This is a genomic window from Kribbella polygonati, from assembly GCF_050320105.1.
In the GTDB taxonomy this organism is placed as follows: domain Bacteria; phylum Actinomycetota; class Actinomycetes; order Propionibacteriales; family Kribbellaceae; genus Kribbella.
The window spans coordinates 817228-839719 of the sequence record NZ_CP190129.1; the positions used below are offsets into that span (position 1 = coordinate 817228).

The window sequence follows — 22492 nt, forward strand, 5'->3', positions numbered from 1 at the left end:
GACCAACTCGGCGTCAGCCGTTTGTAAGGAGTGATGGATGAGGCGCACAGTTGTCACCCTGGCGACCGCCGCAGCGGCAGCCCTGGCGCTCGGCCTGGCGGCCTGCGCGCCGGCCGGGTCGACCGGTTCCGGCTCGGGTTCGACCGGTGGATCGGGCAACGCCGGGGACGTGAAGCCCCTGGTGGTGTGGGGCTGGATCCAAGACGACGGCTGGAAGGCCGTCACCGAGGCCTACAACAAGACCAATCCGGACGTGAAGGTCGAATACCGCGGTTTCAAGGCCGACGAGTACAACAAGGTCCTTCAGACAGGTCTGTCCGGATCGTCCGGCCCCGACGTCATGATGCTGCGCTCGTACGGCGGCCTGGAGACGCTGGTCGCCTCCGGCGTACTCGCACCAGTCGACGATGTCGCAGGCCTGAAAGACTTCGCTGAGCCGATCAAGCTCGGCGCCACCTCGCGCACGGACAAGAAGATGTACGGCGTCCCGTTCGCCATCCAGACGACGAACATCCAGTACAACAAGGCGATCTTCGCCAAGTACGGCATCGCGGAGCCGACCACCTGGGCTGAGCTGACGGCCGCCGCGGACAAGCTGCAGGCCGCCGGGATCACGCCGTTCGCCTCGACGGTGAAGGACTCCTGGATGCTGCCGATCGTCCGTGACATCTTCGGCGCCGCGAACTACGGCGGACCAGCGTTCGCGACCGAACTGCTGTCCGGCCAGGCCAAGTTCACCGACTCGCGCTACACCAAGGCGAACCAGACCCTGCTCGGCCTGAAGAAGTACATGCCCAAGGGTGTCGACGGACTGTCGTACACCGACGCGCAGACCCTGTTCGTGTCCGGCAAGGCCGCGATGTGGCCCGGTGGTATCTGGGACCTGGCGACGTTCCGCAAGCAGGCGCCGAAGATGGACATCGGCCTGTTCAACGCACCCCGGTCCGAGGGCAGCGGGACGGCGTACGCGATGGGCTACGTCGATGGGTCCTGGGGCCTGAGTGCGAAGACGACGGGCGCGAAGAAGGACGCCGCGCTGAAGTACCTCGGCTGGCTCGCCTCCAAGAACTATGGTCAGCTGCTGTCCGACCAGCAGTTGCAGCTGTCCGCGGTGCCTGGCGTCGAGCCGAAGGACCCGCTGTTGCTGAAGGCAAGCAAGCTCTACGCCGAGAATCCGACGCCGTACCTGACCTACGTGAACTTCGACTACGGCACGCCGGCCGGAAGCACGCTCGAGTACGACGCGCTGCAGAAGATGATGCTCGGCCGGGAGACCCCCGACCAGGTGGGTACGGATCTCGACAAGGGAGTCTCGCAGTGGTTCAAGCCGCAGCGGTGACCGCCACCACCGCGCGGCGGTCCGGGCGTGCGCGGCGGCGCTCGCCCGGCCGGCCATCGCCCTGGACGGTGCTGGCGTTCGTCACCCCCGGATTGGTGCTGTTCGGCGCGATCTTCGCCTATCCGGTGGTCTCTGCGCTCTCGTACGGCTTCTTCGAATGGACGGGCCTCCGACGCGGCGCGTTCGTCGGACTGCGGAACTTTCAGGCCGTACTCAGCCTGCAGCCCTACGCGGAGCGGTTCGGTGTTGCGATCGGCAACAACGTGTACTTCTTCGTCGGCACCCTGTTGCTGCAGGGCGTACTCGGCTTTCTGCTGGCGCTCGCGCTGCAGCGGTCGATCCGTGCCCGGCGACTGTTCCAGACGGTGTACTCGCTGCCGTACCTGATGAGCTCGCTGGTGGTCGGCTACATCTGGTCGCTGATCCTGGCTCCCGGCTGGGGGGTGCTGAACGCGATCTTCCAGGCGCTCGGGCTGGAGTCGCTGGACAGGGCGTGGCTCGGCGATCCCGGGCTGATCATGCCCGTCCTGCTGCTGATCAACTGCTGGCAGTGGATCGGGCTGGCGATGCTCATCTTCGGCGCGGCGCTCGGCGGGATCCCGGCCGAGCAGATCGAGGCGGCCCGGCTGGACGGCGCCGGCTACTGGCGGATCGTCCGGACCGTCCAGTTCCCGCAGGTCCTCGGGTCGGTACAGATCTTCACCGTGCTGATCTTCATCGGCGCGTTCAACGCGTTCGACCTGATCTACGCGATCGGCGGTTCCAGCGGCGGGCCGGGCGGAGCTGCCGACGTCCTCGGCACGCTGTTCTACCGGATCGCGTTCGACAACGACCTGAACGCGCTCGGCCTGTCCGGTGCGCTGGCGACCCTCATCCTCGGCATCATCCTGATCGCCAGCCTGGTGATCATCGCGGTGTTCGAGCGGATCCGGAAGCGGTACGACGTATGACGACGACTCTGACCCGCGCCGCTCGAGTGGCAGCCCCGCCGACCCGCCAGAGATCCAAAGCCCTACGGGAGCGGAACCTTCTGGTGTACGTAGCACTGATCCTCAGCGCCCTGATGAGCATCGGGCCGCTGCTGATCGTCGTGGTCAACTCGCTGCGGCCCAACATGGAGATCTTCACCGACCCGCTCGGACTGCCGAAGCACCCGGCGCTGTCGAACTACGCTCAGGCCTGGGGCGCCGGCGCGATCGGCGGCTACCTTCTGAACTCGGTCCTGGTCACCGCCGGGTCGCTCGCCCTCGGCCTGGCGGTCAGCCTACCGATCGCGTACGCGCTCGGCCGCTGGCAGTTCCTGGGCAAGCGGCTGCTGTCGGTGCTGTTCGTCGCCGGCATGATGGTGCCGATCCGGCTCGGCGTACTGCCCTTGTTCCATCTGTACGAGGCGACCGGCCTGATCGACACCCGGATCGGGCTGATGCTGATCAACGCGGCCGCGGCGATGCCGACCTCGGTGCTCATCATCACCGCGTTCTACCGCGCACTGCCGGCATCGTTGTTCGAGGCCGCACACGTCGACGGCGCCGGCGAGCTCCAGACCTTCTGGCGGATCGGTACGCCGCTGGTGCGACCGGCGGTCGTGACCGCGGCGGTGATGAACGTCGGGCCGGCCTGGAACGACTTCTTCTTCCCGCTGATCATGCTGCGCTCGCCGAGTCGGTTCACGATTCCGGTCGGGATCAGCTCGTTCTTCGGTGAACACACGGTCGACCGGGGTCTGCTGTTCGCAGGCCTGGTCATCGCGGTGGCGCCGCTGGCGATCATGTTCGCGTTCGCGATGCGGCTGGTGGTCGGCGGCCTGACCGCGGGGATGGAGCGATGAGCACGATCGTGGTCGACGTCGGCAAGTCAGGCCTGCGGCTGCGGATTCGGCCCGGCACGGCGGGGCTCGATTCCGCCCGGACCGCGACCGTGGCAGGGCTCGACCCTGCCCGGGCCGCCCTTCCCGGCGCGGGCACCGAACTGGCTGCCGCGGTCGCCGCTGCGTGGACATCGCTGAGCGCCGATGCCTGTGCCGATGCCGTCGAGACCGTCGTGATCGGCAGCACGTTCATCCCGCAGCCGTGGGCCTTGGCGGACTGCGAGGACCGGTTCCGGGAGTTGTGGCCGTCCGCGGAGATCGTGATCGTCACCGACGGAGCCCTGGCCCACGCGGCCGCCCTCGGACGCGTCGGAACGGTCGCCTCGATCGGTACGGGCACTGTCGTGCTCGGACTGGACGCCGGCGGAACGCTACGTCAGAAGGACGGCTGGGGGCCGGATCTGGGCGACCGCGGCAGTGCGCTGGATCTCGGCCGGTCGGGGTTCCAGGAGGCCTGCGCGGCCCTCGACGGCGTCGCCTGCGACACCGCCCTGGTGTCGCTGGCAGAACGTGCGCTCGGAACGCCGATCGACATCCCGGCCGCGGCGCGCCTACTCGCCGCACCCGATCGCGTGCCGCGTTTGGCGGCGTTCGCAACCGAAATCTGCCAGGCGGCACTCGATGGCGACGGCACCGCCCGGGCCCTGGTCAGGACAGCTGCGCGCTGGGTCGCGGACACCTGCGCAGCGATGGCCGCCGAGGTTGGCGACACAACTGTGGTGACCGTCGGGCGGCTCGCGGGTACACCGGGATATCGGCAGCCGTTGACCGAGGAACTGTCCGCGCGCGGACTTGTAGTTCAGCAGCCGGCCGCTTCGGTTCTGGACGTCGACTCGACGCTCCTGGCGGGGCCGGAGTACCGCCGAACCGCGGTGTTCCGGGCAGTGACCGCCACGCGACGGTAATATCCCGCTGAGATTCGCCAATCAGGACAGGAAGGGAAGACACGGTGGCGAGGCGACGAAAAGCCATCGCAAGCGACGCGCTCGGCATGCCCACGGCACTGGACGCGGACCGGGGCAAGGGCGAGCAGCTCCGCGAAGTCCTCGAGTCACTCGTCACCCAGCTCGGTCCGGGTGCGGTACTGCCGTCTGAGCGCCAGCTGACCGAGCTGTACGGCGTCGCGCGGATGACCGTCAGAGCCCAGATCCGGGCCCTGGCAGCCGACGGCGTGCTGACGATCAAGGCCGGGTCCGGCGTCTACGTCGCCGACTCGCCACACCCCACACTGGCGGTCGGGCACTCGTTCAGTCACGAGATGCGGGAGCGCGGACTGACGCCGGGATCGGTGCTGCTGGAACACAACGTCCTGCTGGTCAACCAGCGGCTGTCCGAGCTGCTCGGCGCACAGGTAGGTAGCCGGGCCCTTCGCCTGGTCCGGCTACGAACCGCCGACGAGGTGCCAGTCGGCATCGAGCGCACCACGGTGTCGCTGGAAAGGTTCCCCGACATCGACAAGATCGACTTCCAGACTGCCTCGCTTTACGACACGCTTCGCAGGGACTACGGCGTCGAGCCGCACTCCGTCGAAGCCCGGGCGACCGCTGTCCTGCCGAGCGAGGACGAGGCCGAACTACTCGGGATCGCAGTCACCGAACCCTGCTTGGCAGTAAAGAGCCTGCACACCGACGCCGACGGCGTCGTGATCGAGGCCGGTCGCTCCATCTACCGCGGCGACCGCTACGACGTCGACGTCGCGCGCCGGCCTTAGGCGTTCAGGCTCCGAAGCGTCTGGAGCGGTTGGCCGCGATGGCGCATCAGACCGACAACCTCCACCGTCAGTGCCTGTACCAGCATCGCGCCCACCATGGTCGATGTGGCGCCGACCGCGTGCGGTTCGTCGGGGACGACCGCATCGCCCGGTACACCGCAGTTGTCGATCACCAGATCCGCCACCTCGAACAACCGCTCGCCGGTCGGCACCCGCGACGTGACGGAACTGCTGTGAGCCGTCGACGTCAGCGCGATGACCGTGGCACCGCGCTTGCGAGCGCCGAGCGCGACCTCCACCGGCACACTGTTGCGTCCCGAGTTGGAGATCACCAGCAGACAGTCGCCAGCGGCGACCGGGTGGATGTCCAGCAACGTCGCAGCCAGGCCAGTCTGCCTTTCCAGCAAGGAGCTCTTTTGCAGACCCTCGTGCAACATCAGCGCCGGCTCCAGGATCGGCGTGACGTCGGCGAGGCCACCGGCCCGGCCCCAGATCTCCTCCACGATCAGATGCGAATGGCCGGTCCCGAACGCCCAGAAACGCTGTCCTGCCGCCAAAGCGTCCGCGATCGCTACAGCGGCCCGTTGAATCACCGGCAACTGTGTTCGGGCCGCGCGCTCGGCCAACCCCAAAGCAGCCGTCAGGTAAGCCTGGCCGGTGGGAATCTCACTGCTCATCGTTCACCTTCATCGGTCGGTCAAATCAGCGGGGCAACGGACGTGCACAGCCGGTCCGATCCAGTGCCGTGAGGAGCTACAACTGCGCACAGCGATGCAGATCCACAGCGAACTCGCGGACGCTTTCGATGTACATCGAGCGAAGTACCGTCGCGTTCACCTCGTCGGCTGCCGGCTGATGGACTACCTTCACCGTTGTGTATGACGCGACCGCAGTGAAGCTGCTGATCTGTGTGCTCACACCACTCTTGATCCCGGATCATACTGGGCTAGCCCAAATTAGCAGAGTGCGTAGCCACTAACAAGAACAGGATGTTCTGTACTCAGCCGCGCTGCTGTTCCCCGGGACACAGGATTGGAGCATGCTGGTCGATACCGGCCGGCGGCTCATGTTCCAGTCGTAGCGCCGTGAGCAATCCGAGGGTGGCGGATCCTGGATCTCGACGCCTGGGATGCCTTCGAGGATGGGCGGACCTGGTGGGCAGGCTTCGGATCCGGTTGCTGAACCCGGTGACCTCGCAGGCGAGGACGTCATCGTGGTAGCCGACGATGACTTCCAATCAGCGCGTACCACGCGGCTGTTGTCGCCGTGGCGAAGTCGTGCGCATCGATCTAGCGGCTCTTGTGGTCACCTAGGCCATGAGGTTGTTGACGCGAGCGGTCAGCGGATCTCGTTTTCAGGATGCTGCGCGTCGTAGGCGTGACGAGCATGGGCAATGCCGTCCCGGTGCTCAATCGACCAGTCGGCCAGCGCCTTGACGAGGTGAGTCAGGCTCGCGCCGGTCTCTGTAAGGCGGTAGTCGACCTGGGCAGGCACGGTCGGGTACACAGTCCGGAGTACCAACCCGTCGCGTTCCAGTCGGCGCACGGTCAGAGTCAGCATCCTCTGAGAGATCCCGTCGATCGCGCGCTGCAACTCTCGGAAGCGCCGAGCGCCGTTCGCCAGCTCGACGATCACGAGGACCGACCACTTGTCGCCGACACGGTCGAGGACGTCGCGGATCCCGCAATCGGGATGATCCGGTTGACCGCACGGGTCGAGCTCTGCAGGCACAGCGGTTACCTCGGTGTGCGTCACTGACATCAGACTGCCTCCTTGTCGGCCGGCCTTCACCGGTCAAGACTCAGTGTAGTTACTGATGAGAACCACCAAGGAGAACGAACCGCAAATGATCATGGTGACCGGCGCGAACGGACAGCTCGCATCACTCACGCTTCAGGAGTTGGCCGACCGGAGCGTGCCTGCGGTGGGAGGCAGCCGGACTCCCGGCGACGGGCAGCGCCACTTGGACTTCGATGATCCCGCCAGTCTGGACCTGACTGGCGTCACGACGCTGGTCTTGGTCTCGGCCGGGTATGCCGAGGATGACATGGTCATCACCCGGCACCGGGCGCTCCTCAAAGCCGCCGCTCGTGACGGCGTTGCGCATGTGATCTACACCAGCCTGACCGGAACCGGCGATCACCTCGGGTTCGCGCTCGCTCACCGCGCCACCGAGGACTTGGTGAAAGCCAGCGGCATTGCCTGGACGTTCCTGCGTAACGGTCTCTATGCCGAGCTATTCGGGGCACTGCTGACGTGGACACCCGAGGGCCTGGAGTCAGCCTTCGGCGATGGCGCTCTGTCCGCAGTGGCACGGGTGGACCTGGCCGCGGCTGCGGCAATCGTTGCCAGCCAGCCGAGCGCTCATGCGGGCAAGACGTACGATCTGGTCGGCGAACCGATCACCGTCGAGGACGTCGCCCAGCGCCTCAACGTCGCTCATCGAACGATCGGGCTTGGTGAGTACCGCGCTCGTCTCCTTGCGGACGACGCGCTGCTGCCGTTCCAGCCGTCGATGCTCACCTCGATTGCCAGCAGCATCCGGCATGGGTTCCTCGGCAACTCGAGCCCTGATCTCACGCAGCTGCTCGACCGACCGGTCACCGATCCACTGACCGTCGCGGCGAACACGGCTGCTGCGATGTCCCCGGACGCTCGTTGACGCCGATGGTCCATCGCAATGCGCCCCTCACTCCGGAGGGGCGCAAGCGACTGGTCGAGCGATGCCGCACTCGGCCGATCGCTCACGTCGCCGCCGAGATGGGCATCCCCCGCGCCACCGCGTCGAAGTGGGTGAACCGCTACAAGCAGTTTGGCGAACTCGGCCTTGTCGACCGCTCATCCGCTCCGGCGCGGCAGCCGACCGCGACGCCGGGCCGGCTCGTCACGCGCATCGAGTCAATGCGACGCGAGCGCAAATGGTCGTCCTCGCGGATCGCGTTCGAGCTGAATCAGGGCAGGCCTGCTCGAGGTGGTCGTGCAGGAACTCGGCAGGGTCGTTACTGGAGCCAGTGGTCATCGCGGTTTCGTTCTTCGAGCCGGTTGTGAGAGATGACTCGAAGGATCACCCGATGACCGCGTTCACGTTACCCGCGACGTGTGCCCCCGGATCTCGCCGTGCATCACTCTGCTGGACTCGTCTCCCGACCTGAACCTTGTACGCCGAGTCGTCCGCCGCCTCCCAGCGCAGCACGAGCTTGCCGACGCGCGTCGTCGTATCGACGTATGTAGCTGCGGGGAGTAGTTGACCATCTATCTCCACGACCAACGGCTGTCAAGTGGCGCGGGCGCCGTTGTAGGGCAGGAGGACGCAAACATCGCGCCGGACCGAGGTCTCCGACGATGCGAGCACATGGACGACCGCGACCGGCGTGACCAATGGCGGCGGGCAGCCGACTCGCTGTGGCTCGATACCGGCGCCCGCTACATCCGGCTGGAGCGCGTTCACCGAGCGACGATGTACGGCTACTCCCTCGACGAACTCGAGCTCCGCCGCGACCTAGGTAGCACGCACTCGCTACCTGGTGCTGATGTGGCCGGACCGGCGGCCGGACCAGGCTTGCCGTTATGAAGCGAATCCACGTGACCGTACTGGTGCTGGCCTCCGCTCTCGCCTCGATCATCAGCCTGGTGGTCGGCCCCGGAGCCGACTACGCGCGGATCTTCCCGCCGCCCTGGACGGGCCTGATCGGATCGGGCCTGGCTATCTTGTCCTTGCTGCTGCGGCGCCACTCGCGATCGGTCGGCTGGGCCGCCGTGGTGGTCCTGGTCGGTGCCTCGGGCGGGGTGATGCTCGACGGGTTCCGCGCGTTCTTCGCGGTGACCGGCATCCCCGCGGGAGATTTCTCCGTCGTCGACTGGCCCGGGGCGTTCGCCCGAGGACTCGATCTTGTGGCAGCTCTCGCAACGATAGTGTTCACCTGGCAACAGCGGCCGGCGGCTGCACGGATCGGCGTCCGGCGGGCGCTCGGATGGGGAGGAGTGGTGTTGTCCATGCCATATCCGCTCCTGAAGTTCACGTGGTGGTTGGAGGGGGACGCGAGTCCCTTCGACGTCGGCTTTCCGGCGATGGAGCTGGCCGCGTTCGCTGCCGCGGCCGTCTGGGTCGTCCTGCTCACCGCCACGTCGCCCGGAGCTCGCCTGCCTCGGTTCGTCCTCGCGGCCGGCGGTTGGTTTTCCTCGCTCGCGCTGCTCAGCATGGGCGGTCTGATGGTGTTCGGCCTGCTGGCCCAGGTCTCCCAGGTCGCCGGTACGTCGATCAGGTTCGGCACCGGTATGGCGTCTTTGACCGTGTTCGGCGTGTACGGGTCGTGGCTGGTGCTCGGCGTTGTCATGCTGGCGTCCACCTTGTTGTTCCTGGCCCCGAAGCCGTCCGAGGTCGCGGTGTGAGGTCGTCGTCGGCAGCGATCGCCGGGGCCGCGGCAGTCGTACTGCTCCCGTTCACCGCGGTGATGGCCTTCCTGTCGTTGCCGATGATCACGGGCTGGATCGTGATGGCGCTGGCTGTCGTCGTCCATGCAGCCGTCGCCTGGCGGTGCGAGCGCCCGACGCTCGCCCTGGTCATCGTGTCCCTCGGCGTCGCCGGCCAAGCGATCTGCACCGGGCTGTTCTTCCTCCTCCCGTCAACGCTCGTCGTACTGCTGGTGATCTACGCGGCAGCGGCGTACGGGAGTCGGGTGACCGCACTGGCAGTCGGTCTCGTCGGCGCAGCCGCGACCGCAGTCCGCTACGCGATCGATCCGGACGTGGTGGGGTCCGGGTTCGGGCCGGCTCCGTGGCTGTTGCTGATCCTGCTCGTGGCCGTGGCCGGCGTTGCCTGGACCATGGGCCTGCTGCGCCGGGCTCAGCTCGACGCCGCTGTCGTGGCGGCGGAGCACGCAGAGCACGAACGACGGGAGCGTGCGAGTCGCGCGGTCGTCGAAGAACGGGCCCGCATCTCCCGCGACCTGCATGACATCCTTGCGCACTCGTTGACTGTGATCGTCGGACAGTCACGGGTGGCGCGCTTCGACGCCGCGAAGGCCGATGCGGCCCTCGAGGTGATCGAGAACACCGCCCATTCCTCGCTGACCGAACTGCGGGCGACGCTGCGGACCCTGCGCGAGCCGACCCAACCGACGCTGGCGCACGTCCCGGGACTGCTGGCGCGGGTTCGCGCCGCCGGTCTCGACGTAACGCGTACCGTCGACGGCACTCAGCGGCCACTCGGCAGCGCGACTGAGCTCGCTCTGTACCGATTCGTCCAGGAAGCCCTGACCAACGCCGCGAAACATGCCGACGGTGCGCGGGTCAGCTACCGGGAGCACTGGCAGACTGACCGCGTGACGCTCACCTTCACCAACCCGCGACGGACGTCGGGTGCCGCACCTGGCGGGTCAGGTTTGGGCCTCGCGGGAATGCGCGAGCGCCTCACCGCGGCCGGTGGATCGCTGACCGTCCAGGACGCCGCGGACTTCGTTGTCACAGCCGAGTTGCCGTACGACGGGAGCGGGCCGGCATGATCCGGGTCTTCGTCGCCGACGACCAGGACCTGGTCCGGGCCGGTGCCGTCGCATCAGTGAATGCACAGCCGGACATGATGGTGGTCGGCGAGGCGGCTGACGGGGCGGAGACCCTCCGCGACGTCGCGGGCAGCCGGGCGGACGTCGTACTGATGGATCTGCGGATGCCGATCCTGGACGGGATCGAGGCGACCAAGCGGATCGTCGCGTCGGTGCGGGAGGTTCGGGTCCTGGTGCTGACCACTTTCGACGCGGACGAGTACGTCTATGCGGCGCTCCGGGCCGGCGCGTCGGGCTTCGTCGTCAAGGATGCACCGGTGGCCGAGATCGCGGCCGCGATCCGGGCCGTCCACCGCGGTGACGCCGTCCTCTCGCCGTCCGTCACCCACCGGGTGGTTGAGCAGTTGCTGGCGTTCGCACCCGATCCCGTTGCCCGGCAGGCGACCGAAGATTTGCTGAGCGAGCGCGAACTGGAGATCGTCCGGCTGGTCGCCGACGGCCGCAGCAACGCGGAGATAGCGGCCACGGTCTTCCTCTCCGAGGCCACCGTCAAGACCCACATCGGCCGGGTTCTGACCAAGCTGGAGCTCCGCGACCGGGTGCAGATCGCCATCTGGGCGCACCGTACGGGCCTCACAAAATAGCGAGCCAATACAACTGTCGGCGCTCTTGAATAGCATCCCGGCAGGTGGCCTGAGTGTGTGACTCGACGCCTCCAGGAGGTGTCGTGGACGCGCTGGACTGGACGACTGCGGCGCTTGCCGGTCATCAGCTCCGGCTTGCGGTATCAGCAAGCGGCCGTCGTCGCGACGCCGAAGAATGCTCGAGGGTCGTACATGCCGTCGAGCGACTCGCGGACCAGTACACGACGGTGCAGGTTGAGCCGCTCGGGTTCTGCCGAAGGGACTGCCCAGATCCCGACCCCACAGCCGGCGTCCACGAACAGATCGTCAGGGTGACCGACCGAGAAGACATTCCCGAGTACGCGGTGTGCGGCGTCTCGCAGGGTGGCGCAGCGGCTTCCGCGATCGGCTGTGCACGCCGTCGGGCTCGCCTACTGGTCGACGGCGGGTCAACGGCTGCAGCGTTTCGCACATCCAGCCGTGTGACCCCACCCAGGTGACTCAGCAATTCGGCACGGGACAAGCTCAGGGTTACTGCTGGTGCGGCGAGGACAAGACGGTCTACGGTTCCGGGCTCCCAGCTGGCAGCCGCGATGGGCACTGGAAGCGTTCTGGAACAGCCCTTCGAGCTGGGAGCGTCCTAATCGACACCCGGCCGTCGCCGAAGCCGCCGTCGTCCCAGCACCCGACCCCGTCCGGCTCGCCGTGCCCAAGGCGTACGTCATCCTCGCACCCGGCGACGAGCCCACCCGGGACACGGCACTCTTGATCCTGACCCGCGTGCGCTAGTGCCTGGCGCCCCATCTGCGGGTTCGCAGGCTGGAGTTCGCCGACCGCCCGAAGCTCACCGGCGTGGTCAGCCGCACGAACGGCACGATGAAGCTGTACGTGGATGGCGCTCTGCAGGGTACGACGACCTTCGCGGCGGACTCAGTCGCGCGCGATTACGGGACCCAGCCATGGACGTTCGGCGCAGCCGCGCCGGGCGCGCCGACGTACGCCTGGCCCGCGAACGGGTCGCTGGACCAAGTGAGGATCTATCGAACGGCGCTCTCGGCAACCGAAGTCCAGGCTCTGTACACAGCTGGCGGGTAACGCTGAGCACGCCGGCGATGAGGACGCGTAGAGAACCCGCTTCCTCATCGTCGGCGTCAATCCACGACCAGAAGATCAGGTTCGCCAACCTTGGGCCAGTACGCGGCCGGGCCTTGCCATTCCTTCAGGCCGTGGGGGACCAAAGGTGATGGCATCTGCTGGTCGTCTGGTTCCTGGGCGCCTGGCTCGGTGGTTTCCTGCGTGGGAGGCGTTGCACGGCGGCGCCCCCCAAACCCTTCGTGGTCAACAAGCCCCGCCCGTCCCGCTTCGCCTTCGCAATCGAGAACCTCCCGGTTACCGGCTGGCTCGTCGAAGTCGAGGTCGATGCCGCCTACCCGACCAAGTAGCCGATCTGGTCTGTCTCTTCACTCGGCGGCGACCTCTCGGCCGTTCGCCGCCGAGTGGTAGACCATGTCCAGGATCTTCAGCAGCTCCGCGCCTTGTGACGCGGGTACGGCGGACTCGGTTTCGCCTCGGCAGGCGGCGAGGAACGACTTGGCCTGGTTGGCGAAGCCGTCTGTCAGGTTGAAGCCGGTGGACGACAGTACCGGGTCGATGTTCACCATCGTGTCGGCGAGTTCGGTGGCTACCCGGAGCGGTTCGAGGTCCGCGCCGCCTTTCTCCCCGAAGACCGAGATGCCGAGCCGGTCTGAGGTCGCGTGGAGGGAGTACGACACGTCGACGGCCAGCGAGGCACCGTTGCTGAACCTGATCAGCGCGTTGGCCAGGTCCTCGACATCGTTGCCGCCGGCACCCGCGTCCGCAGCGCGGTAGCGGTCCTGGCCCCAGATGTTGTTCCGGGCGCCCAACCGGTCGTAGGTGTTGGCGCTCACGGTGACCACCTCGGGTGTCCCCATCAGGTACCACGCGAGGTCGATCATGTGTACGCCGAAGTCCATCACCGGGCCGCCGCCGGACAGCTTCTTGGAGGCGAACCAGCCGCCAGGGTTGGCCAGTCGCTGCAGGCAGCTCGCCTTCGCGTAGTAGATCGGCCCGAGCATCCCGGCGTCCAGGTAGGACTTGAGCGCGCGGCAGTTGGTCGCGTGCCGGCGGACCATTCCGACCTGCACGACGCGGTCTGACTTGTCGGCGGCCTGCTGGAGTTCGACGGCTTCGGCGTACGTCCGGCCCATCGGCTTCTCCACCAGCACATGCTTGCCGGCGGCGATCGCATCCACGGCCAGTGAGGCGTGCGTGTGGTTCGGCGTACAGATGCTGACGGCGTCGACGTCGTCGTCCGCGAACAGTTCGGCGGGATCCTGGTACGAACGTCGCACGCCCCAGTCAGCCGCGATCCGGGCGGCCCGGCCGTCGGCCGTGTCCGCGACCGCGACCACCTCGGCGCCGGCCGTCTCGTACGCCTGCCGGTGGCATACCGCGATGTTTCCGGTGCCAACGATTCCGATCTTCATCGCGCCGCCTCCGTGCCGTCGTACCACTGTCGGCCCGCTTGTCGCGACCGCTCCGCGTAATCGAGTACCCGCACCACGTCAAGCATCTCTTCATCGGGGACCGGCGAGATCCCCGTACGGGCGAACTCGACCGCGGCCCGCAGGAACCCGGCGTAGAAGCCGGCTAGGTCCCGTACCTCCACCTCGCTGGCACCGTCCCCGCGCTGCACACCGAACTGCCACAGCGCCACGTCGTGCGGCACGTTCGGCCGTACGTCGACCAGCCCGCGCACGCCCTCGACGGTCTCGATCGTTACGGTCCGGGCGTACGGCGCCCCGCCGGTGTCGATGACCCGGGCAACGGGTGCGCCGAGCAGCTTCAGCACCGGCTGGATCGTGTGTATGGCATACCCGGGCCAGGCGCCGAAACCGCGTCCGGACACCGCCCGTCCGCCGACAGACAGGGCGTCCAGTTCGGCCGCGAACCGGACCGCCGTCGAGCTGAACAGCGGCGTACCCGCCTTCCGGGCGATCGCGACCATCTGTTCCGCCTCCGCCGGGGACGGAGCCAGGAACTTGTCGACGACCAGCGGCTTCCCGGATTCCAGCGCCTCCCGGCTCAGTTTCGGGTGGCTGTCGACGTTGTCCGGTGCGAGCAGCAGGATCGCGTCGCTCGCGGCAACAACCTCGGCCGGCGACGAGGCTCGGCGGATCTGGTGTTCGGCGCACCAGTCGCCGGGCAACGGCGCTTTCTCGTACGCGGCCACCACTTCGACGTCGTGCCCGACCTGACCGTCCTTCAGCAGGTCGACGAAGGTGTTCGCATGGAAGTTCTCCAGGTGATGGTCGATGAGACCGATACGCATGATGTTCCTTGATCTCTACTTGACGGCGCCGACGTTGACCGACGCTACGATGTGTCTCTGGAAGATGAGGTAGACGGCCAGGATCGGCGCCATCGTGATCACCATCGCGGCGAACATGGCGCCGTAATCGACCGAGTAACCGGCCTGTGCGGTGAACGCGATCAGGCCCTGGCTGAGCACGTGGTTCTTCGGGTCCGACAGCAGCACCGTGGGCAGCAGGAACTGGTTCCACAGCCCGATGAAGGTGAAGATCCCGATCGCAGACAGCCCGCCGCGGACCATCGGCAGCATGATCGAGCCGAAGATCCGCCACTCGTTCGCCCCGTCCACCTCGGCCGCCTCGGCCAGTTCGCCCGGGATCGCCCGGAAGAACGAGGTCAGCAGGAACACGGTGCCTGCCAGCGAGAACGCGATGTAGGCGACGATCAGTCCACTCAGGCTGCCGAGCAGCCCGATCGCCTGCATGACGAAGAACAACGGCACGATCGCCAGGTACGCCGGGAACACCATCCCGGACAGGAACGCGTAGTGCAGGATCCGGGTGGCCACGTTGTCGAAGCGGACCACGACGTACGCGACCATCGAGCCGCAGAGCAGGATCCCGATGGTTCCGGCCGCCGAGGTGATCACGGTGTTGACGAAGAACTGACCGATCTGCGAGGTCGCCCACGCGGTGACGTAGTTCGTCCACTGCGGGTGTTCCGGCAGCGTGAACGGTGAGGCGAAGATCTCCGCGGACGTCTTGAAGGACGACAGCACGGTCCAGGCCATCGGGACGATCACGACCGCCGACCAGAAGATCAGCATCACGTGCGTAAGTCCTGAGGTGACACGTTGACGCGACACCCTAACGTCCTCTCTGCGCGGCCGGCTCGCGCCGTGCGGTCCACAGGGCGGCGCTGACCGCGAACGTGACCAGCGCGATCACGATCCCGATCGCGCACGCGGTGCCGAACGCGCCTTCCTTGAAGGCGGCCTGCATCAGGTACTGGCTGAGTACGAACGTGCTCCGGTCCGGTCCGCCGTCCGGGGTCAGCGCGGTGACGATGGCGTAGGCATCCAGCGCGCCGATCTCGACGAAGATCGCCGCACTGACGATCGACTCCCGCAGCAGCGGCAACGTGATGTGCCAGAGCGTCCGGGCCGGTCCGGCACCGTCGATGCGGGCCGAGTCGAACACCTCCGGGTCGAGTCCGCTGATCGCCGCGACGAAGTACGTCACGAAGAACCCGAGGCCGCCCCAGACGATCGTGAAGACCACGCTGGGAAAGGCGGTCGTTGTGTCTCCGAGCCAGGCGAAGTCCTTGAACCCCTCCAGCCCGATCGCGGTCAGCGCACCGTTGAGCAGGCCGGCGCTCGGGTCGTAGATCCGGCCCCACATGACACCGGCGGCGACGCCGGGAATCAGGTACGGGAAGAAGATCACGGCACGGTAGAACGACGACCCTCGCAGCCCGCGGCTCCGGCCGGTCCGGACGCCGCCGACGGTGAGCAGGCTGGCCAGTACGAGCGCGCCGCCCAGCATCACCAGCGGCAGCGTGACCAGCAGGAGGCCGTTCGTTCGCAGTGCCGCCCAGAACCTGTCGTCGTGCAGCACCCGGCCGAAGTTCGCCGGACCGACGAACTCGGCCGACGGGCTGAAGCCGGACCAGTTGGTCAGCGAGTACGCCGCCGCCTGGACCAGCGGCCAGACGACGATGCCGACGTACAAGAGGCCCGGTAGCCCGACGAAGACGGCGGCGAGGGAGATCCGGTCCCAGCGCCGCCGCCGGCCTGGACCCGTAACGGTCACAGCGGGACCTTTTTGATCGACGAGTCCTTGGCGACCCGGTCGAACTCCTTTTGCATGGCGTCGACGAACTGCGCGGCGTTCAGCTTCCCGGACAGGAAGGCGGTCATGATCGGCAGCTCGTCGATCTGGTAGTACTGCCCGTACTTCGGCATCGTCGTACCCTCGGGCGAGTCGGCAAGGATCGCGACCTGGGACTTCAGGCCCGCCGACGACTTCGCCCGGTCCGGTGTGGCGCCCTTCACCACGGACAGGCTGTTCGTGAGCGTCGCGAACTTGGCCGCCACCTCCTTGGACAGCAGTTGCCGGATGAATTCGCGGCCACCGGCACCGTTCGCGGCCTTCTCCGGCACCATGAACGACTCCGACGCCGTTGACAGCGCCGCCCGCGGGTTCACCTTCGGCGTACCGGGAAGGGTCAGGTCCGGCAGCATCGTCATCTCGAAGCCGGCCTTGGTCTGCTTCTTCTGTTCGTTCTCGATCCACGAGCCGGAGTAGTAGAACAGCGACTCCTGCTGCAGCGACCACTGCGTCTGCGCCTGAGTGAACTGGGTTCCGGCGCCGCCGGGTTTCACGTATCCGCGCTTGATGCACTCGCCGATTTGGTTGACCGCAGCAACCAGGGGCTCCTGTCGCCAGCAGTCGGGCTTCAGGTTGTCGAGGTTCTTGCGGACCTCGTCGCCGCCCATCTTGAACGCGGTGCCGTAGATCGGCCAGAGGTAGTACGAGGCCGCCTCCTTGCCGAAGACGAACAGGTACTTCCCGGACTTCTTCGCTTGCTCGCCGAGTTTGAGCATCTCGTCCCAGGTGGTCGGCGGCGTGATCCCACGCTCGGAGAACATCGACGCCGAGTACCACCAGCCGTACAACGTCAGCGAGTAGTTCAGCGCGATCAGCCGGCCGTCGTACAGCCCGGCGTCCAGCACCGCGGGCACGACGGTTTCGCGCAGCCTGGTGCCGTCCACGCCCGGGGCGTCCAGCACCGAGGTGAGATCGGCGGCCTGGGCGGCGATCGCACTCTTCGGGATCGCCTTCGCGCCGGAGTTGTCGAAGACGTCCGGCGGGCTGCCGGCCACGAACCGGCTCTGCAGATCCGCCTGCAGGTCGACGACCGGACGCAGGTTCACCTGCGCCTTGTACGCCGCGGACCGCATCTTGGCGGCCGCGTTCTCGGCGTACTCAGTGCCGAAGCCGCCGTTGAAGATCACCGCCTCGACCTTGCTGCCGTTCGCGACTCCGAACGGGTTCGCGGGGTCATTGCCGACGGCAACCGAGGCGCCGGGGGAGGACTGCGTTTTCGGGTCGTTACCGATGGTGGTGGCGCAGCCGGCCAGGGGCGCTGCGAGCGCACCGAGGCTCACGCCGAGGAGGTGCCGTCGAGAAAGACTCATGATCGTCCTTGAGGGGGAAACGTGGTTCGGGACATGACGAAGCTGCCCGGCACGAGGGCGGTGGCCCGGTCCCGCGGAGCGTGCAGAGGTCGCGGCCCGAGGATGCACCGACCGCTTTTTGGAACAATGTCGCGTAATTGTTGCCAGCTGGTGCGCCGACTGTCAAGGGCCTTCAGTTGAAGGGATCTACCGGCGCTACGAGAGTGCGGACCGGTCGACCGGACGGACGGCCACATGAGCCGCGTCGGTCAGCTCTTCCTCGATGCCGTACAGTGCCCGGCGGGCCGCCGCATTCACCACGCCGTGCTCTCCCAGCAGTGAGACGAGTACCTCGGGTACGACGTTCAGCTGCTCCGTGAGGCCGGCACGCAACTGCCATGCCAGCTCCTGCGCCTGGGAAGCGAGGGCGCCCGCGATCACAATCGCCTGCGGATCGAGCGCCCCCGACATCAGGGCGATCGCGTCCACGACGCTCGAGGTGAACGCCAGCGCCGCCTCCCGGCTGTACGCCGTCTGCCCGGTGCCGGCCGTTGCCCACCACAACTGGCCCGGCGACATCAGGCGCGTTCCGCTGACGTCACCGGCCCGGCCGTGGCCGCCGCGCACCGGCGCGCCGCCGATCTGCACGTACACCCCGGGTGGCGTACCCAGGAACAGCACGATCACGTCGTCCAGGCCGGCGGCGAGCCCGGAAGTGGTCTCTGCCCATCCGAGCAGCGCCGCGTCGTTGGCGATCAGGCAGCGTCCGCCGGTGTGCTCTGCCAGGATGCTGCCCAGCTTGACCCCGATCCAGTCCGGGATCGACTCGCTGAACTGCACCTCGCCCTCGAACACTGTCGCAGGGGTCGCCGCGACCGTGTACCAGACCTCGCTGACGGCGATCCCGACATCGGCGCACATCCCGTCGATGACGTCGAGCGCGGCGGCGACTCGTTCTCGGCGGGGCGTCTGCGGCTTGACCTGGCTCTCCCGCATCGCCAAGGTCGCGCCCGAACGGTCCCGGACCTCGCCGCGAACGACGTGCGCACCGATCTCGAGTCCGATCACGTACGCCTGGTACTCACGCAACCGGAACCTCGTCGCCGGCCGGCCGCGCCCCTCGGCGAGTGGCTCGAGCTCGTCCACCCAGCCTTTCCCGACCAGGGAATTGAGTACGTTCTGCACGGCCCGGCGGGTCAGCCCGGTCTGGGTCGCGATCTCCGCGACCCGCAACTCCTCCGCTCCGGTGAGCACGTCGAGGACCGCGCGCTCGTTGACGCCACGCACCAGCGACGGCGAGGCCCCACTCTTCCGCTGCTTGTCCATACGGGTCATGAAGTCCTTTACAGTCCCTGGCTCGCGAGCTAGCATCCCGCATTATTGAAACTTAGTATCTAAAAAGATACCGGACCACGTTTCAGCTTATCGAAGGAGCCCACGATGCCTGACGTTGCCGGTCCGATGTCCCGCCGTTCCCTGCTCAAAGGCGCTGCAGCCACCGCTGCCGTAGCGGGTCTGTCGAGCACCGGCGTACGGCCGACGTGGGCCGCCCTGCCACTCGGGCGGTGCACGGTGACGATCCCGGAGCCGTCGGCGAAGGGACGTGCGGACGCCTCGGCGTCCGGGGCGAGCGAAGCGCTCGAGCTGTGCGGCGCACGGAACAGCTTCGTCATCGGCCAGGTGCTCGTCAGCGCAGCGGCTGACCAGCCGTGCACGGTCACCGTCGAGGCTGGACCTCTGCAGTGCGGGGACGTGACGCTGGCACCTCCGCTCGTGATGGTTCAGGTGCCGGTTCCGGTCGATCGGCCCGCCGTACCGTCGATGTTCCCGGCGGGACGGTACTTCGATCCGCTGCCGCCGCTCGTCGCGGTCGGCGACTGGGTGATCGGGCAGGGCGAGACCAGCGGGCTGGCGGTGAAGTACCGGATCCCGGAGGACGCGCTGCCCGGCACCTACACCGGATCGATCGCGCTCGCCGGCGGTGGTGCGGCAGTGACCGTCCCGGTCAGCTTCGAGGTGTGGGACACGACGTTGCCGACGGCACCGACGATGGATACCGCCTTCAACATCTGGTATCAGCAGGTCGCGCTCGCCCACAGGGTCGAGTGGGGGACGCCGGAGTGGGATCGGGTGATGGGCAACTACTTCGAGTTCCAGGCCGGCAGCCGGGTCGGTGCCGACGATGCGCCGATCACCGGTAAGCCGACGCTCGTGCAGACCCCCTCCGGTATCGGTGCCGCCCCAGGCCCCGGCTCCGATCCGGAGCCCGAGTGGTACCTCGACCGGATCAAGAGGTACGTAGACGACCCGCGGATCAAGAGCTTCCGGATCCCGATGTACGCGACCGACAGGCCGAGCGGTGGCTGGGACATCGACACCGCCAAGCTCGGCAGACTGGTCGCCGGTGTGCGCGATCTCGGACTGATCGACAAGGCCTACTTCTACTACATGGACGAGCCGGTCACGGCGCAACAGTTCGCCTGGGTGCGGGAAGCTCTCGCGGTGGTGAAGTCGGTGGCTCCCGAAGTACCGAACATCGTCACGCTGCCGGGTGTCCCGTCGCAGCAGACGGTCAACGATCTCGGCGCCACCTGCACGTGGCAGAAGCGGATCTATCCGGACCAGCCCAACGTAACCTCGGCCCTCAAGGCCCGGGGGGACAGGGTCTGGAGCTACATGATGGTGTGGGACGCCTTCCCCTGGGTGGACTGCTTCATCGACGACTCCCTGGTCGGCACCCGGATCCTGCCCTGGACGCATCGCGCGGCCGGATCGGACGGGATCCTGTTCTGGTCGACCACCTGCTTCGGCAACTGGAACGGTCGTGCGTACGTGTCCGACGTGGCCGCGGACGAGGCGTTCTGGGATCGGTACGTCAACCCGTATCCGCTGACCCACAACGCCGGAGACGGGTACCTGCTGTACCCCGGCGCGAAGTACGGTCTGCCGGGGCCGGTGTCGTCCTTGCGTTACGAGGCGTTGCGCGAAGGCATGCAGGACGTCGAGTTGGTCACCTTGCACGAGACGGCGGTCGCGGACCTGCGTGCTCGTTGGGGTGTCGGGAGCGTGATCAGCGGCGACCCGCTCGCGGCCACGCGCCGGGTCGTCTTCAACTGGGTGGACGAGTACCGCAACGACGCGGAGGTGTTCGAGTCGGTACGCCGGAACCTCGGCCGGGAGGTCACCGCGCTGACCGGAGCGCTGCCGGTGCTGGTCGACGTACCCGAACCGACGGGCTACAACGTCCGCGTGGTTGTAGCGGCCGAGCGCGGCGTCACCGTCACGGTCAACGGCCGGAAGATCCAGATGCAGCCGACCGGCTCCGCGGCCGTGGGCGAGGTGAGGCTGCCCCTGGCGCCGACCGGCGATCCCGCGCGGGTTGTCGTGACGGCACGCCGCGGCACCACGGCGACGACGGTCGAGCGGATCGTCCATGTCGGGCCGGTCGGACATCCCCGCAGCGTGGTGGTGAACAGCTTCGAACGCGACGAGGACCTGGACATCCCGCACTGGGGCTGCACAGTCGCGCGTTCGCCGGAGCACGCGACTGCCGGTGCGTCGAGCATGCTGGTCACTTATCCGCCGGACAAGGACTTCGCGTCGTTCCAGCTCACGAGTACGACGATCGGTACCTACCAGCTGTCGACGTACGACACGCTGGAGATGGAGATCTTCAACCCGCAGGACCGGATCCTGGTGATGGTCGCGAAGTTCCACAGCCTGAACCGCGGTGCCGACGACCAGCATCCGCTCTACCTTTCGCCCGGACCGAACAAGGTGGTCATCCCGTTCGGCAAGGTCCGGGTCGGCCTCGACATCGGCCGGATCGAGTGCTGGCTGTGGGGACAACCGACCGAAACCAAGCTGTACGTCGACAATATCCGGCTGACCACGCGTCGCCCAGAGTCACCAACCGGTCTGGCGGTGGGCATCGACGGCGCGCTGTACGGCGTTGTGCCGCAGGCGGATCAGGTCGGCGTAATCGCGTTCGGGCCGGGCGGCTCGCGGGTGCGGGCGGTCGGGCTGCCGGACGGTGCCGGCACGGTTTCCGACGCGGCCACGACCCAGGACCCGCGCGGGGTGGTCGCGTGGTCGGTTGCTCGCGGCAAGGATTTCCTGATCGGACGGACCGACTCCCGCCAGGTGGTGGCGGCGCGTGCGAGTGCGCAACTCGGCGGCCCGAGCATCGCGTTGGACCCGGCCGGAAATCTGATGGTCGTGGCCCGCGGCGCCGACGGCGCCGTGTACGGCGCTCGGCAATCGGCGGACGGTGTGCTGAGCGACGTACACCCCGTCACGGTCGACGGTGCCCCGCTGGGTTCGGGCGGCGAACCTCAGCTGGTGCTCTCGTACAACGGCAAGGTCTCGATGATGGTGATCGCTCCGGACGGGCAGCCGTCGCTCTACGAGCAGAGCACGCCGGGATCGTTCACATTCCTGCTGTCGCGTCGGGTGCCGATCACCGGCGCCGCCGGGCGGCCGGCGCTCGGACGAACGGTGAACGGTGTGATCGCGGCGTTGTTCCGGCGGACGGACGGGACCCTGGTCGTGGCCGGGCAGAACAGCGACGCAACCTGGTTCACCGACGAGGTCGGCTTTGCCGGCCAGATCGCGGGCGATCCGGTGCTGGCGATGGACACCACCTGCCGACTGGTCTGCCTCGCTCGTACCACGGACAACAAGGTTGCCTACGGCCAGCAGCTCCGCCCCGGCTTACGCGGCGCCTGGACAACCTCCTTGCTGACGACCGCGGACGGGATCCCGGTGACCAGCACCGGCCCGATCTCGGTAGCCGTCGACGACACCGGCGTACTGCATGCCATGTCGTTCGACACCGCGGACGTCGTGCAGCACCTGCGCCGGAGCGGGCCCGCGACGAACACCTGGCTCAGCACACCCGTGAAGCTCAAGTAGAACCCACCGCCCGCAGGTCGGCCCAT

At 67.5% G+C, this 22492-nt stretch carries 21 protein-coding genes and 1 pseudogene; 14 read left to right on the forward strand and 8 right to left on the reverse strand.

Going from position 1 to position 22492, the window contains the following annotated elements; genetic code table 11:
* The first annotated feature begins 37 nt into the window (after window positions 1–37).
* The 5 genes from ACQHIV_RS03875 to ACQHIV_RS03895 all read left to right on the forward strand — a co-directional run bounded on the left by ACQHIV_RS03875 (window position 38) and on the right by ACQHIV_RS03895 (window position 4917).
* Window positions 38–1339 carry an extracellular solute-binding protein gene (locus tag ACQHIV_RS03875; RefSeq protein ID WP_427891713.1) on the forward strand — a complete coding sequence of 434 codons (1302 nt, stop codon included), beginning with the start codon at window positions 38–40 and terminating at the stop codon, window positions 1337–1339.
* Window positions 1318–2289, forward strand: a complete 972-nt coding sequence (locus tag ACQHIV_RS03880; protein WP_427891715.1) for a carbohydrate ABC transporter permease — start codon at window positions 1318–1320, stop codon at window positions 2287–2289. The genes ACQHIV_RS03875 and ACQHIV_RS03880 overlap by 22 nt, the downstream gene beginning before the upstream one ends.
* Window positions 2290–2372: 83 nt before the next feature.
* Complete coding sequence (locus ACQHIV_RS03885; RefSeq protein ID WP_427891716.1) at window positions 2373–3167, forward strand: carbohydrate ABC transporter permease; 795 nt, start codon at window positions 2373–2375, stop codon at window positions 3165–3167.
* Window positions 3164–4111 carry a BadF/BadG/BcrA/BcrD ATPase family protein gene (locus ACQHIV_RS03890; RefSeq protein WP_427891718.1) on the forward strand — a complete coding sequence of 316 codons (948 nt, stop codon included), beginning with the start codon at window positions 3164–3166 and terminating at the stop codon, window positions 4109–4111. The genes ACQHIV_RS03885 and ACQHIV_RS03890 overlap by 4 nt, the downstream gene beginning before the upstream one ends.
* Before the next feature lie 86 nt (window positions 4112–4197).
* Entirely contained in the window at window positions 4198–4917 is a 720-nt protein-coding gene (locus tag ACQHIV_RS03895) for a GntR family transcriptional regulator (protein ID WP_427891719.1), read from the forward strand.
* Here ACQHIV_RS03895 and ACQHIV_RS03900 read toward each other — a convergent pair.
* Entirely contained in the window at window positions 4914–5594 is a 681-nt protein-coding gene (locus ACQHIV_RS03900) for a sugar isomerase domain-containing protein (protein WP_427891721.1), read from the reverse strand. The genes ACQHIV_RS03895 and ACQHIV_RS03900 overlap by 4 nt on opposite strands.
* Window positions 5595–6255: 661 nt before the next feature.
* Window positions 6256–6678 carry a winged helix-turn-helix transcriptional regulator gene (locus tag ACQHIV_RS03905; protein WP_427891723.1) on the reverse strand — a complete coding sequence of 141 codons (423 nt, stop codon included), beginning with the start codon at window positions 6676–6678 and terminating at the stop codon, window positions 6256–6258.
* A 55-nt stretch (window positions 6679–6733) separates the two neighbouring features.
* Between ACQHIV_RS03905 and ACQHIV_RS03910 the strand changes: the two genes are divergently transcribed.
* The 8 genes and pseudogenes from ACQHIV_RS03910 to ACQHIV_RS03945 all read left to right on the forward strand — a co-directional run bounded on the left by ACQHIV_RS03910 (window position 6734) and on the right by ACQHIV_RS03945 (window position 12136).
* Complete coding sequence (locus ACQHIV_RS03910; RefSeq protein WP_427891725.1) at window positions 6734–7579, forward strand: NAD(P)H-binding protein; 846 nt, start codon at window positions 6734–6736, stop codon at window positions 7577–7579.
* A gap of 5 nt (window positions 7580–7584) precedes the next feature.
* Window positions 7585–7866 (forward strand): annotated as a pseudogene (locus tag ACQHIV_RS03915) (helix-turn-helix domain-containing protein); the annotation flags it as partial.
* 403 nt (window positions 7867–8269) lie between these two features.
* Window positions 8270–8488 (forward strand): hypothetical protein, encoded by a 219-nt coding sequence (locus ACQHIV_RS03920; protein ID WP_427891727.1) that lies wholly within the window; start codon window positions 8270–8272, stop codon window positions 8486–8488.
* Window positions 8485–9306, forward strand: coding sequence for a hypothetical protein (locus ACQHIV_RS03925; RefSeq protein ID WP_427891728.1), 822 nt, complete (start codon window positions 8485–8487; stop codon window positions 9304–9306). The genes ACQHIV_RS03920 and ACQHIV_RS03925 overlap by 4 nt, the downstream gene beginning before the upstream one ends.
* Window positions 9303–10418, forward strand: coding sequence for a sensor histidine kinase (locus tag ACQHIV_RS03930; protein ID WP_427891730.1), 1116 nt, complete (start codon window positions 9303–9305; stop codon window positions 10416–10418). The genes ACQHIV_RS03925 and ACQHIV_RS03930 overlap by 4 nt, the downstream gene beginning before the upstream one ends.
* On the forward strand, window positions 10415–11062 hold the full coding sequence (locus ACQHIV_RS03935; RefSeq protein ID WP_427891732.1) for a response regulator: 648 nt from the start codon (window positions 10415–10417) through the stop codon (window positions 11060–11062). Before ACQHIV_RS03930 ends, ACQHIV_RS03935 begins: the two co-directional genes overlap by 4 nt.
* 519 nt (window positions 11063–11581) lie before the next feature.
* Window positions 11582–11830, forward strand: a complete 249-nt coding sequence (locus tag ACQHIV_RS03940; protein WP_427891734.1) for an AMP-binding enzyme — start codon at window positions 11582–11584, stop codon at window positions 11828–11830.
* Between the two features lie 63 nt (window positions 11831–11893).
* Window positions 11894–12136, forward strand: a complete 243-nt coding sequence (locus tag ACQHIV_RS03945; protein ID WP_427891736.1) for a LamG-like jellyroll fold domain-containing protein — start codon at window positions 11894–11896, stop codon at window positions 12134–12136.
* Window positions 12137–12501: 365 nt separating this feature from the next.
* Here the strand turns inward: ACQHIV_RS03945 and ACQHIV_RS03950 are convergent, their stop codons facing one another.
* From ACQHIV_RS03950 to ACQHIV_RS03975, 6 genes are all read right to left on the reverse strand, one after another.
* On the reverse strand, window positions 12502–13548 hold the full coding sequence (locus tag ACQHIV_RS03950; RefSeq protein ID WP_427891738.1) for a Gfo/Idh/MocA family protein: 1047 nt from the start codon (window positions 13546–13548) through the stop codon (window positions 12502–12504).
* On the reverse strand, window positions 13545–14393 hold the full coding sequence (locus ACQHIV_RS03955) for a Gfo/Idh/MocA family protein (RefSeq protein ID WP_427891740.1): 849 nt from the start codon (window positions 14391–14393) through the stop codon (window positions 13545–13547). Before ACQHIV_RS03955 ends, ACQHIV_RS03950 begins: the two co-directional genes overlap by 4 nt.
* A gap of 15 nt (window positions 14394–14408) precedes the next feature.
* Window positions 14409–15239 carry a carbohydrate ABC transporter permease gene (locus ACQHIV_RS03960; RefSeq protein ID WP_427891741.1) on the reverse strand — a complete coding sequence of 277 codons (831 nt, stop codon included), beginning with the start codon at window positions 15237–15239 and terminating at the stop codon, window positions 14409–14411.
* 1 nt (window position 15240) lies between these two features.
* The gene (locus ACQHIV_RS03965; protein ID WP_427891743.1) at window positions 15241–16185 is read right to left on the reverse strand and encodes a carbohydrate ABC transporter permease; all 945 of its coding nucleotides are present in this window, start codon (window positions 16183–16185) and stop codon (window positions 15241–15243) included.
* On the reverse strand, window positions 16182–17573 hold the full coding sequence (gene ngcE, locus ACQHIV_RS03970; RefSeq protein ID WP_427891745.1) for an N-acetylglucosamine/diacetylchitobiose ABC transporter substrate-binding protein: 1392 nt from the start codon (window positions 17571–17573) through the stop codon (window positions 16182–16184). The genes ACQHIV_RS03965 and ngcE overlap by 4 nt, the downstream gene beginning before the upstream one ends.
* A gap of 195 nt (window positions 17574–17768) precedes the next feature.
* Complete coding sequence (locus ACQHIV_RS03975; protein ID WP_427891746.1) at window positions 17769–18887, reverse strand: ROK family protein; 1119 nt, start codon at window positions 18885–18887, stop codon at window positions 17769–17771.
* Window positions 18888–18992: 105 nt separating this feature from the next.
* Here ACQHIV_RS03975 and ACQHIV_RS03980 point away from each other — a divergent pair, with 105 nt between their 5' ends.
* On the forward strand, window positions 18993–22466 hold the full coding sequence (locus ACQHIV_RS03980; RefSeq protein ID WP_427891748.1) for a glycoside hydrolase domain-containing protein: 3474 nt from the start codon (window positions 18993–18995) through the stop codon (window positions 22464–22466).
* Window positions 22467–22492: the final 26 nt, after the last annotated feature.